Here is an 11,964-nt window from a genome sequence, read left to right as displayed (position 1 = left end):
TTGTGGAAGCCTTGGAAGCTTTTCGGACAGCGATGTCTTTCCGTTTCTTTGAGTGGCTGACCGAGAATCGGGATGTGTTTGCCGCTTACAAAGCCAGTTTAGGCTTTGTTTGGGCTTGAAATTTGTTTAAGTCCCACTAGCCGAATTTTTTAATCGTTTAAGTGCGAAACTGGCGTTAAGCGCCCGTGATTTTCTCTTGTAGCCTCGCTTTTCCTTCGGGGACTGAGGGGGGAAGACCATATAACAAATCCTTACTTTCTTCATAACTTTAGATTAATTAAGGTAATGTTACAAAACTTTATGAAAAAGCCGTAGTATGATAATTTACGCCAGTAAAGCGAACACAATAAGGAGCAACACCCATAATGCAGTCGGCCGAGATGTTGCTGACAGTCCCCAAAGAGTATTTAAAAGCACCGGGGGGCTTCAACCCAAACGTTACCATGTTTTTTAGTGCCTTGAGCCTAATAACCCTATCTACCTGTGGCTATTGGCTATGGTCTTGGCCCGACTGGATTTGTTTTAGTGCTAATGTCCTCGCTTTACATTTATCGGGGACAGTTATCCACGATGCCTCTCATAATTCTGCCCATAGCAATCGGACATTTAATGCTATTTTAGGTCATGGCAGTGCTTTAATGCTCGGTTTTGCCTTTCCGGTCTTCACTAGAGTCCATTTACAGCACCACGCTCACGTTAACGATCCCGAAAATGATCCGGATCATTTTGTCTCCACCGGTGGCCCTTTGTGGATGATTGCGGCCAGATTTTTCTATCACGAGATTTTCTTTTTTAAGCGGCAACTCTGGCGGAAATACGAACTGCTGGAATGGTTCCTCAGTCGTCTTTTTGTTGCTACCATAGTCATCGTCGCCTGTCAATACGGTTTTATCAGCTATGTGATGAATTTTTGGTTTGTTCCCGCTTTAGTGGTGGGAATTGCCCTCGGTTTATTTTTCGATTATCTCCCCCATCGTCCTTTCCAAGAGCGTAATCGTTGGAAAAATGCCCGAGTTTACCCCAGTCCCCTCTTAAATCTGCTGATTTTAGGGCAGAATTATCATCTAGTGCATCATCTTTGGCCGTCGATTCCCTGGTACAAATACCAACCGGCATACTATGCCACTAAACCGCTTTTAGATGCGAAAGATTGTGAACAGTCTTTAGGTTTACTGCAAGGTAAGAATTTCTGGAGTTTCCTCTACGATGTCTTCTTGGGGATTCGCTTTCACTCCCATTCTTCTAAATCTAGCTCATAGCATTTATCGTAATGGTGAGGTACAAGGTTTTCGTTTTGGGGAGTCGGTGGTCGATTTTATGAGAAACTTTGTATCTGTACTGGTTTCGTTGTCAACTTGATTTTTTGAAGGAGGATTTTATGGGTCAACATTGGGGAAAAGCCTTAATTTTAACAACAACTTTCTTGACAATTAACATCGATTATGCTAAGTCTTTAACCTTTGGTGAGGCCGTGGGTATTGGAGCGGGGGCCTTGTTAATCAACCGGGCGGTACAGGATAATAGACAACGTTATCGATTTGTGCCACCAGAGCAAGAATTTCAGCGCGGACTAGAGGACGGGTTTAACTTTGCCCGCTATGATAATCCGCGCAATTCCAGAGACTACGATGACGGTTTTATCGAGGGACGAAGACGGCGGGAGTCGGGTTGGGCCAGTCCCAACCGGAGAAACTAATTATTTTTTTGGTCTGCGTCCCACTTCGGCGGTTTCTTGAATGGAAAATATCCTCAATTTGCCGTCGATGGGAGCGACTTTAGCCACCGCTTCCGATGCAACTATATAGTTATCACCCTCGGTGTTGGTAATATTGATTACCCGCTCGCGAGTGATCATCGCCATCTCGTTATTAGCAAGAATATCCACGTCCCAATTCTCAGAAAGAACCTCTATACTTTTAATATTTTTGTAGGATTCCTCTAAAAATATTTTATGTTCCGTGATGCCATCTAACTCAAAAATTTCGGTACTAGCATCGGTTTTAATGGTCAATTGCGAGGAAATAAACGGGGCATAGTGTTTGAGGATTAGGGCGATATTTTTATCTTTAATAGCGCTTTGAATGTCTTCAATCATTGCTTTAATTTCCGCTTCGCTGATTTTTTGTCCCCAATCGCGATTACTCGATTGTTTCACTGGCACTATCGAGGGATTAGCATGGACAAAAGCGGGGGAGATGCTGGGGAGAAGGGATAAACCGAGCAATAGAACAATTAATTGGGGAGAACGCATAATTTAATAAACTTGGTAAATTCAACCCGAATCATAGCATTTTCTCGTTACCGAATAAATCCTCAAGGTGAAAGTCCCCGGTTAGGGAAGCTAAGAGAGCAAAATTCTGGCTGTGCAAAGTCTAGGTTGATCCTTTAGCTATTTTTGGCTTGATATTTCCAGAATAACAGGGGTATGATCGCTAGGTTTTTCTTGTTTTCTGGGTTCTCGATCGATCAGACAATTAACGGCTTTTTCGTATAGCTGAGGAGTTAAATAAAGATGATCGATTCGCCAACCTCGGTTACGAGCAAAACCGCCGCTGCGATAATCCCACCAACTATAATGTCCCGCTGCCGAGGTGAATTTTCTAAAGGCATCTTGTAACCCAATTTCTAACACCTTTTCTAAAGCTTCTCTTTCTTTAGCTGAAGACATAATATGATTTTCTTTGCTCTTGGGATCATAAATATCTTTATCTTCTAAGGCAATATTAAAATCTCCGCAGATACATAATTCTTCAGGTTGAGAATTAATAATTTTATCTAGATATTTACCGAGAGTTTCTAACCATTTAAGCTTATAAATATATTTGTCACTATCTAGGGAAGAACCATTAGGAACGTAGAGATTAATAATCCGAATATCGCCGATTACTCCAGTAATTAGCCGTTTCTGTTCATCTAGTTCTCCTGTTAAATTTTCGCCGATAATTGGACTAAATCCCACAGTGATATCGTCCATGGGTTTTTGGCTAAAAATCGCCACACCATTATAGGATTTTTGTCCAGAAATATAGAGATGATAACCCAAAGATTCAAAAGCTTCTCTGGGAAAATCTCGATCGATTACCTTGGTTTCTTGCAAGCACAAAACCTCAACGGGATTGAGTTGTAACCAATTAATTACCTGCTCTTGTCGGCTGCGAATCGAGTTGACATTCCATGTGGCGATTTTCATAGCTAAAAACCGATAATTTTTCTCACACTTCCTCAGCAAAACTGGCGCGACGCACAAACTCAAAAGGACCGGCGATCGAACCCCAGACTAATTGATCGGTTTCGGTATCTAAACCGCGATCAACGCTAATTAATCCCCGTTCACTAATTTCAAAACTATTATCTAAATAAGTCATTCTATCTTTGCGAAAAACTAAACATTGTTTACCCGGTTTCACCACCCCTTTAAAACTGTTACCTGTCCAAGTGACATTCATATCACAACCCAGCATCGGTTCTAATAAGTCTAAGGTGAGATTTTTGAGACGCTGGGGTTCTCTAGAAGCACCAAAAAAGTTAGCTTCCTCTTTAACTTTAAAGTTTTCTAGTTCAATATGATCATCGACTACCGATAATTTAAAGACTCGCAAACGATAGGGAGTATTGAGCATAAAATCGTAGGCCTGCTCTAAAAATAAGCTGGTTCCTTTCAGTAATTCATCGGGCAAAGGACGCATACACACGCGAATATGGGCAAAAAAAGGCGGATTAGCAAAAGCTTGTTCTTGATTACTAAAATCCGCCGCCATCCAGCGCGCTAGGGTTTTTATATCCGTGGAATGAGTCATAGTTTTTGAGATGTGAATGGCTATTAGCTATCAGCCATCAGCTAGTTAATCGCTCTGATAAATTTTCACTGATTACTGATAACTATGCCCCGATAATTGTTATTGTGCGATTACTTTAATTTCGATATCGGCACTAACTTCGGGATGGAGTTTGACTTGTACTTTATAGACTCCCAATTGACCGATATCGGGGACGGTAATACCACGGCGATCGATTTCTAATTTAGCATTTTCTAGAATAACCGTAGCCACATCTTGACTGGTGACAGTACCGAAAATGGCCTCGTTTTCACCCACCTGTTTAGGGATGCTGTAGGGACTGAGTTTTTCGATCGCAGTTTTTCTGGTTTCCGCTTCTTGTTTTTCAGCGAGGAGACGTTGACGCTCTTTTTCTTTCCTAAATTCTGCCTGTTTAATCGCGCCCTTGGTGGCTAAAACGGCCACACCTTGGGGGATAAGGTAATTGCGCGCATAACCGGGGGCCACTTCCACCACATCGCCATTTTCACCTAATTTGCTGACTTTTTGATTGAGGATAACCTGCATTCGTTTCGCCATGATCTTGACCTAAAACAATAGTTCCAAAACCTTTATCATACCATGCAATCGTTTTGATCTGTCCTCCCATCCGGACCGTCAGTTAGCTATGGAAAAACTACTTGGGGTTTGCTGAATAAATCTAACAACCTTGTTGGATAAGGTTTTTAGACTTTTTTTCCCTCAAAAACTGCCGACCATTGGAGGGATTGGGGGGAAAATTCCTGGACTTTTTCCCTGAAAATGGGTAAAACCCCACACCCCACACCCCACACCCCACACCCTACCCCCACGAAAAACTTTTTGCCGCAAACCCTACTTGAACAATCCGAGTCTCCCCAAAAGGAAAACTTCCTATCTCATCATTAAGATAACTACTTTATTCAGTTTTCTTCCCCAGTGTCCGTCAACTGGGAGGAATGCCGATAGCTGGTTAAAACCAGTAAGACAGGGCGGAGAGAGTAACTAAAGACCATTTTTTTGGTAAGATCAAAGCTAAACTAACCATCACGCCCTCTTGAGGAAAGATTTATTTATGAGCGATATAGGGTTTATTTTGACGATAATCAACAATTTCCTGCAAATTTACTCGGTAATCCTAATTGTTAGGGTTTTACTGACTTGGTTCCAAAATGCCGGTTGGGCCTATCAGATTATGTCTTTTCTCAGTCCGATTACCGATCCCTATTTAAACCTCTTTCGCTCGATTATCCCACCCCTAGGCGGGATGGACTTTTCCCCGATCCTCGCTTTCCTGCTGCTCAACGTTGTTCAGAGTGTCGTAGCCACAGGGGCCAGCAGTCTGGTCAGTAGCAGTTTCTAAATCCGCGGATCCACACTACTGGTAAAACCGGAAGCTTTGAATTTTTCCAGTCGCAAAGGGGTTGGTTGATTGGTAGAAACAGAAATTCTGATCTCGAAATCACTAATCCCCGGCGGCACTTCTGGAATTGCCCCGACTCGGCTACGATTTTGTAAAGCCGGTTCCCCGTTAGCATCGTAAATCCGACCAAAAACATCGGCATCATAGACGGTTTTTCCAGAATTATTTTTAGCTTTGCCGGTGATTAAAAAACAATTAGCCGGAAAACTGGTTCCTCCACTGGTGACACTCCCCTCGGCTAATTCGGGGGGACAGTCTTTGTAAGATACATCTAATAGTTGAATTGGGGTCAAAGCTTGAGCAATAGGGATGATAAGCCAGCTAGACAGCCAGAAAAGAACAGAAAGCAGCAAAACGGTGAGCGAGCGTGGTGTCATAGATGAGTGATTTTACGGTATGATTTCCCCAATACTTAGATTATCGTGGATCGTCACCCTTTGAAATCAGCTTTTTTAGGACTCTCATGGGAATGGATTCCCGCAGACGCTGCCGATAGTTGCGACTGGTTTCCCTGTGAGGTAATAGGTGTAGGGCTAATTCATGAATTAGCCCTACAATAGGCGTTGTCAAATTGAAAGATGCTCCGAATCAGCACCGGAACTGAAATTACTTTGATAGCAAGGATTGCATTGCATCTTTACCTATTCTGATCTGACAACGCCGTAAATGAAAGTGAGGATGACTCCCCCCCTGTTAGTTGCCGTATTCGCTTTCAAAACGGTGAAGAATGGGAAATACAAGGAATATATCAGTGGAATCGCCCTAATTGGCGTTTTCTGACCTGAAGGAAGATCACTGCTCGGTTATCGGCTAAAATTTAAGATAAGTAAAGAAGGGAGATAAATTTTATGGCCGCTAATGTTGAGATCTATACTTGGAGTTCCTGTCCTTTCTGTATCCGCGCTAAAGCATTACTCAAGAAAAAAGGGGTGGAGTTTACCGAATATTGTATCGATGGTGATGAAAGAGCGCGAGCCAAAATGTCCGATCGAGCCAATGGTCGTACAAGTGTACCACAAATTTTTATAAACGATCAACACATCGGGGGCTGCGATGACATCTATGCTTTAGATAGAAGTGGTGGTTTAGCTCCCCTGTTGCAGAATTAAGGATAAAAACTATTAATGAAACTAGCCTTTATTATCGATCCGATCGAGTATTTAGATCCGGGCCATGATACCAGTGTAGCTATCATGGAAGCGTCCCAATTATTAGGCCATGAAGTCTGGATGACTTCCATCACTGATCTCAGTGCGATTGCGGGAAAAGCTTGGGCAAAACTAACTAAAATTGAACTGGTTCCCGTGGAGTTAAAAGATAATCATTGGGTGGCTATATCTCAATGGTATCAAAGACAAGAGACAGTTTTTACCTGTCTAGAAAACTTCAATTTTGTCTGGATGCGAAAAGACCCACCCGTGACGATTGCCTATCTTTATGCCACCTATTTATTAGACCTGATCGACCCCAAAAAAACTCAAGTAATTAACTCAACTAGGGGTTTACGCCATGCCAACGAAAAGTTATATACGATTCACTTTGCTCAGGTAATGCCCGCCACAATTGTTTCCCAAGATAAAGCGACAATTAGGGAATTTGTCAACCAAAAAGGGGCGGCAGTTATGAAACCTTTGGGGGGCAAAGCAGGGGAGGGAATTTTATTTCTTAGTCCCGAAGATCGCAATCTCAATTCAATGATTGAAATTAGCACAAAATGGGGACAAGAACCGGTAATGATTCAAGATTATTTACCAGCTGCCCAAGAAGGAGATAAACGCATTATTGTCCTCAATGGTGAACCCATCGGGGCAGTTAATCGTATTCCCACCGGTTCAGAATTTCGCGGTAATATGGCGGTGGGTGGACGAGTGGCAAAAACAGAAATCACCGATCGAGAATTAGAAATCTGTGCCACTTTAGCCCCAAAATTACGAGAAGATGGCCTATATTTTGTCGGATTAGATGTGATTGGTGGCTATCTCACGGAAGTTAATGTCACCAGTCCCACCGGCATTCGCGAGATCGATCGATTAAACAATGTTAGTTTAGCTCAACAGGTAATTCAATGGCTAGAAAATTTTTCGGGAAATGGTAATTATAAATTATGAATTATAAATTATAAATTATGAATTGGGAGTGGGAATTATAAATTATGAATTATAAATTATGAATTGGGAGTGGAGAGTGGGGAGAATAAATAAAAACAATCTCTTATCTCTTATCTCCTGTCTCCTGTCTCCTGTCTCTTATCTCCTGTCTCCTGTCTCCTGTAAAAAAAATGAATGCTTTATCAATACCGACCTGGATGGTTCATGTATCGAGTGTCGTAGAATGGATAGCGGCGATCTGGTTAGTGTGGACCTATGGCGACGTCAGTAGCGATCAATCGTGGCGAATGTTATCTTGGGGAATGTTACCCGCTTTAATTGGGGCAATGTGTGCCTGTACATGGCATTTTTTTGATAATATCAGTGCCTTATCCTGGTTAGTCACCCTACAGGCAGCCATGACTGTCTTAGGAAATTTTACCCTCTGTGCTGCCGGTTGGTGGCTGTGGCGTTCCAGTAAAATTAGCGTTAACAATGAATAAAGACAGTTTATTTGCCATCTCCCTGTTTCCCTATCTGGGGTTTCTTTGGTTGATCACTCGTTCGGGAAAAATGCCCCGTTTAGCCTTAATTGGCTTTTATGTGCTGTTAATATTCGTTTTTATCACCATTCCTGCCGGTATCTACGCCAAAATCCACTATGGTCAAGAATTAGCTAACGTCGATTGGTTACACGGCAGCGCCGAACTTTTCCTCACCCTCTCCAATATTCTCGTTGTCTTAGGTTTTCGTCAGGCAATTTTAGCGAAAAAGGAAACAGAGAAAGGGGAACAGGGAACAGGGAGCAGTGAACAGTAATCAGTGAACTGACAACTCACATCTGATAACTGATAACTGATAACTGAATTGTGATACAATCGCCCCAAAACGTCCCTGCGTCAGTCAAATATGTCCCCGATTACACCGTCCATCAGCGTCAACGAACCAAACCCGCAGGCTGCCATCCAGACTTTATCGGTAGTGGTTCCCATTTATAACGAAGTGGACAGTATTCCCCATCTCGTCGAGAGTATCGCCACGATTTTGCGTTCCTACGAAATTAACTACGAGATTATCTGTGTTGACGACGGTTCTAAGGACGGTTCCACCGAGGTTTTAACTAATTTAGCCAAAAATCGCGATGATCTCAAGGCGGTAATATTGCGACGCAACTACGGACAAACCCCCGCCATGGCTGCCGGATTTAATTATGCCACGGGACAGATAATCGTTACCCTCGACGGCGATTTACAGAACGATCCCAATGATATACCCCTATTATTGGCCAAATTAGAGGAAGGTTATGACCTCGTGAGTGGCTGGCGCAAAAATCGCCAAGATGACCGGGTAAAACGGCTTTTACCCTCAAAAATAGCTAATTGGCTAATAGCAAAGGTTACAGGGGTCAAATTACAGGACTACGGTTGTTCTTTGAAAGCCTATCGAGCCGAATTAGTTGCCGATATGAATCTTTACGGGGAATTACATCGCTTTTTACCCGCATTGGCTTTTATTGAAGGGGCAAAAATAACCGAAATTCCCGTTAATCACCACGCTAGACGGTTCGGACAGAGTAAATATGGTTTAGGTCGCACAATTCGCGTGATTATGGACTTATTTACTGTCTTTTTTATGAAAAAGTTCCTCACCCGTCCGATGCACATTTTTGGACTCTACGGACTGTTATCGATGGTAGTGGGGATTATTTTAGGCACTTATCTGACTATTCTCAAACTCGGTTTCGGACAAGACATCGGCGATCGACCTTTGTTAATCCTGGCCGTGTTATTCTTTTTAACTGGGGTACAATTACTCTGTTTTGGTCTTTTGGCAGAAATTTTGATGCGAACTTACCATGAATCCCAAAAACGTCCCATCTACCGCGTTCGTACTGTTGTCGGGAATAGGGGATTTTTCAGTGAGCAGTAAACAGTAATCAGTGAGCAGTAAACAGTAATCAGTAAACAGTAATCAGTGAAAAGACATCTCGGAACTTGCCACTTAATATTGTTCACTGAAAACTCAAATCTGATGACTGATAACTAAATCACTGATAACTGATAACTGAATCACTGATAACTGATAACTGAATCACTGATAACTGAAAAAAATATGACTATTTGGGAACTTGATTTTTATTCGCGGCCGGTGGTGGATGAAAATAATAAAAAAAGATGGGAATTGTTAATCTGTGAAACTCCGGCAACAATCGATCGCTCCTCCGATACAATATTTAAATATGCCAGTTATTGTCCTAATACGATGGTTAATTCCCAATGGTTAGGAGAGGCAGTTACTGCAGCTATCAAGGAAGCGGGGGTAACTCCCAAAAAAATTCGCTTTTTCCGTCGTCAGATGAATAACATGATTAGCAAAGCTTGCGAGGATATCGGTATTCCCGCTTCCCCTAGTCGTCGCACTCATGCTTTAACTAGATGGATAGAAGAAAGAATGGTTAATTTCTACCCTCAAGAAGTTGGTTATGATCAAAATTTAACTAAAACCGCTTCCGTGAATTATCCTCCTTTAAATGCGGTTCCCCTTCCCGATGCTGTCCGGGGAGATAAGGCAGATAAATGGGCTTTTGTTACGCTAGAATTGTCTTCTTTTAATGATTTAAAAGATTGGGATATTAGCTTCGTAGAAAATTTGCCTATACTGGGAATGGGATTAGATGAGAATCTAAAAATCCCCGGTTTAGTTATTTTTTCTCCCCGCGCTTTACCATTAGCTGGTTGGATGTCAGGGTTAGAAATGGCCTATTTAAAGTTAGAAACTGGTTCTCGTCCTCTGCTACGTTTAGAAACGGGTGCTAGTGATAGCTGGATTCTCGTCAACGTCACTAATGCCGAGACTTTAAACGAAGCCAAAAACTTTGAAGAAGCTAAACAAAAAGCGAATAATCTGCATTTTTTAGCCATTCAATCTAACCCTGAATCGGAATCCTTCGCCGGTTTTTGGCTATTACAAGAAGGCTATCAAGAGTAAAGTTTAGTCAAGGTGGGTTTTCAATCCACCCCTAGACAATTAACTTAAAAACATTGTCCTGTCCAACTACCGTGTAACCCGTAGGGAATATGATGTTTAAGATGGATAACCCCCAGGGAATTAGTGATATCTTTAGCATCTAAGATTACCATATTCGATCGATGATTGGCCGCATCGTAAGTAACTACCAATAACCAACCATCATCTTCAGCAATTCCATCGGGTTTAGGCACAAAAATTGGCTCACCCGCAAATCCCCGGGGAGCAAAAGAATGTAATTGTTTTTCTCCTGTTAATAGGTCCAGTTTTAAGATTGCTTGCAAAGGAGCATTACCAGTGGCATGATGAGCGGCAGCGATGTATAAATAACGGTAATCTCGACCAACTTTTGCAGGATTAATGCTGGGAAACTCACAACAATGCTCTAGAATACATTCTCTTGTAACGGTATTTTCTGATAAATTTAGTGTAAATCGCCACAGATGTCCGGGAGCTAAACTATCAAAATCTACCGATTGAAAATTGCTATTTGAATCCAGTTGTGGTAAGGATTGATAACAAATAGAATCAATATAAATTTTCTCCCCTTGTTCAAAAGCATTGCTATGATGGAACACAAAACCTGATGGAGTTTCTAAAACTTTCACTTCTCCTTTGTTAGGATCCCGGGGGATAATAATAATCTTAGTTAACTTGTCCGGTTGATTGATGACGCATTCCCCCGCACCTTTTAACCCAAAAAGAAAGGGAAAAGGATTATAACCAACCGGGTTTTGGAAAAAGATAGCGTAGTGGGGAGTAATAACAAAATCGTGGATAAAACAAAAGCCCGGTATGCTGTGGGTATGACGACGTAATAACTTACCCGTGGGACTAATTTCGTAGAGAGTAATGGCACTCGACAAACCCGTTTTAATGGCAAAATTTACCAGACAAGGTTGATGATTATCGAAGATACAAGCGGGATCGATGCGAGGATGAGCGGCAAAAGAATCGCCTCTTTCTAAGATACCATCGAGATAGTCTAAACCAATAGTATCAAGGGTTTTAGCATCGAGGCGATGGGGTTCGGCCGCTTCCCAAAGTGCCAGTAATTTATCACCCCAGTAGATAACATTAGTATTAGCAATATTTTTCAGACGCAAATCAAAAGCATTGCCGAAAATTCCCCCCGGTTTTTTCGTGCCGAAAACACCGCGATAAAGGGGTTTTCCCGCTTTCTGTTCCTGGAGATAACCCTCAGTTTTCACAAAACGATTACGATAATGTACGCGCCCATGATTGAAGCTAATCGCGCTGATCATACCATCCCCATCGAAGGGATGAGCGATCGCAGTGCCAGCGATATCGAGTAAACCGGGGCCGTTTTTAAAGACTGTACCCTGTAAATCGGGGGGAATTTGCCCCTCGATGTCTTCTACCTCGTAATCGTACTCGTTAGGTTGGGATTGATAGCCTTTTTGCCAATCCTGACGATTATAGGATTTTTCGCCAATTGTCGGAGTTAATACCATAGTAGTTTTACGTTTATATTATTAGGGGTCGAGAAGGTCGTCACCGACCTCCCCTCCCATTCAGAACCGTGCGTGAGACTTTCACCTCACACGGCTCCTGGTTTGACTGTTCCCTTGTTAAGGATACAGCTTGACTTCCTTTGGTTAACCTTGTATTA

At 42.2% G+C, this 11,964-nt stretch carries 15 protein-coding genes; 9 read left to right on the top strand and 6 right to left on the bottom strand.

Annotation, left to right across the window (positions count from 1 at the left end):
* Window positions 1-365: 365 nt before the first annotated feature.
* Together crtR and IM477_RS22115 are read left to right on the top strand one after the other, a co-directional pair.
* On the top strand, window positions 366-1,259 hold the full coding sequence (gene crtR, locus IM477_RS22120; protein WP_066030085.1) for a beta-carotene hydroxylase: 894 nt from the start codon (window positions 366-368) through the stop codon (window positions 1,257-1,259).
* Window positions 1,260-1,378: 119 nt separating this feature from the next.
* A complete protein-coding gene (locus tag IM477_RS22115; protein ID WP_287733496.1) occupies window positions 1,379-1,696 on the top strand; it encodes a hypothetical protein in 318 nt (105 codons plus the stop codon).
* Here IM477_RS22115 and IM477_RS22110 read toward each other — a convergent pair whose 3' ends face one another.
* The 4 genes from IM477_RS22110 to rplI form a co-directional block, all read right to left on the bottom strand.
* Entirely contained in the window at window positions 1,697-2,251 is a 555-nt protein-coding gene (locus tag IM477_RS22110; protein ID WP_287733494.1) for a hypothetical protein, read from the bottom strand. It abuts the gene before it with no gap.
* Window positions 2,252-2,389: 138 nt separating this feature from the next.
* Complete coding sequence (xth, locus tag IM477_RS22105; protein WP_287733493.1) at window positions 2,390-3,190, bottom strand: exodeoxyribonuclease III; 801 nt, start codon at window positions 3,188-3,190, stop codon at window positions 2,390-2,392.
* A 22-nt stretch (window positions 3,191-3,212) separates the two neighbouring features.
* A complete protein-coding gene (locus IM477_RS22100) occupies window positions 3,213-3,797 on the bottom strand; it encodes a chromophore lyase CpcT/CpeT (protein WP_287733492.1) in 585 nt (194 codons plus the stop codon).
* Window positions 3,798-3,896: 99 nt separating this feature from the next.
* Window positions 3,897-4,355 (bottom strand): 50S ribosomal protein L9, encoded by a 459-nt coding sequence (rplI, locus tag IM477_RS22095; RefSeq protein ID WP_012264300.1) that lies wholly within the window; start codon window positions 4,353-4,355, stop codon window positions 3,897-3,899.
* Window positions 4,356-4,869: 514 nt separating this feature from the next.
* On the opposite strand from rplI, the gene IM477_RS22090 reads away from it, so the two are divergent.
* The gene (locus IM477_RS22090) at window positions 4,870-5,157 is read left to right on the top strand and encodes a YggT family protein (protein ID WP_061430502.1); all 288 of its coding nucleotides are present in this window, start codon (window positions 4,870-4,872) and stop codon (window positions 5,155-5,157) included.
* On the opposite strand, the gene IM477_RS22085 is transcribed toward IM477_RS22090, so the two are convergent.
* Complete coding sequence (locus IM477_RS22085) at window positions 5,154-5,594, bottom strand: hypothetical protein (protein ID WP_061430501.1); 441 nt, start codon at window positions 5,592-5,594, stop codon at window positions 5,154-5,156. The two genes, IM477_RS22090 and IM477_RS22085, sit on opposite strands and share 4 nt — an antisense overlap.
* 471 nt (window positions 5,595-6,065) lie before the next feature.
* On the opposite strand from IM477_RS22085, the gene grxC reads away from it, so the two are divergent.
* The 6 genes from grxC (at window position 6,066) to IM477_RS22055 (ending at window position 10,292) form a co-directional block, all read left to right on the top strand.
* Complete coding sequence (grxC, locus tag IM477_RS22080; protein WP_002803525.1) at window positions 6,066-6,326, top strand: glutaredoxin 3; 261 nt, start codon at window positions 6,066-6,068, stop codon at window positions 6,324-6,326.
* 15 nt (window positions 6,327-6,341) lie between these two features.
* Window positions 6,342-7,325 (top strand): glutathione synthase, encoded by a 984-nt coding sequence (gene gshB / locus IM477_RS22075; RefSeq protein ID WP_287733491.1) that lies wholly within the window; start codon window positions 6,342-6,344, stop codon window positions 7,323-7,325.
* Between the two features lie 170 nt (window positions 7,326-7,495).
* Entirely contained in the window at window positions 7,496-7,807 is a 312-nt protein-coding gene (locus IM477_RS22070) for a DUF2499 domain-containing protein (RefSeq protein WP_287733490.1), read from the top strand.
* Window positions 7,800-8,123, top strand: a complete 324-nt coding sequence (locus IM477_RS22065; RefSeq protein WP_287733489.1) for a DUF3593 domain-containing protein — start codon at window positions 7,800-7,802, stop codon at window positions 8,121-8,123. The genes IM477_RS22070 and IM477_RS22065 overlap by 8 nt, the downstream gene beginning before the upstream one ends.
* 90 nt (window positions 8,124-8,213) lie before the next feature.
* Window positions 8,214-9,233, top strand: coding sequence for a glycosyltransferase (locus IM477_RS22060; protein WP_287733488.1), 1,020 nt, complete (start codon window positions 8,214-8,216; stop codon window positions 9,231-9,233).
* A 183-nt stretch (window positions 9,234-9,416) separates the two neighbouring features.
* Window positions 9,417-10,292, top strand: coding sequence for a Tab2/Atab2 family RNA-binding protein (locus IM477_RS22055; protein ID WP_287733487.1), 876 nt, complete (start codon window positions 9,417-9,419; stop codon window positions 10,290-10,292).
* 44 nt (window positions 10,293-10,336) lie between these two features.
* Here IM477_RS22055 and IM477_RS22050 read toward each other — a convergent pair whose 3' ends face one another.
* A complete protein-coding gene (locus IM477_RS22050; protein ID WP_287733485.1) occupies window positions 10,337-11,806 on the bottom strand; it encodes a carotenoid oxygenase family protein in 1,470 nt (489 codons plus the stop codon).
* Window positions 11,807-11,964 lie beyond the last annotated feature (158 nt).

Source organism: Microcystis sp. M090S1 (assembly GCF_020246295.1).
Classification (GTDB): domain Bacteria; phylum Cyanobacteriota; class Cyanobacteriia; order Cyanobacteriales; family Microcystaceae; genus Microcystis; species Microcystis aeruginosa.
The sequence above is the reverse complement of the archived record's forward strand: the minus strand, read 5'-3'. Positions and strand labels throughout refer to the sequence as shown.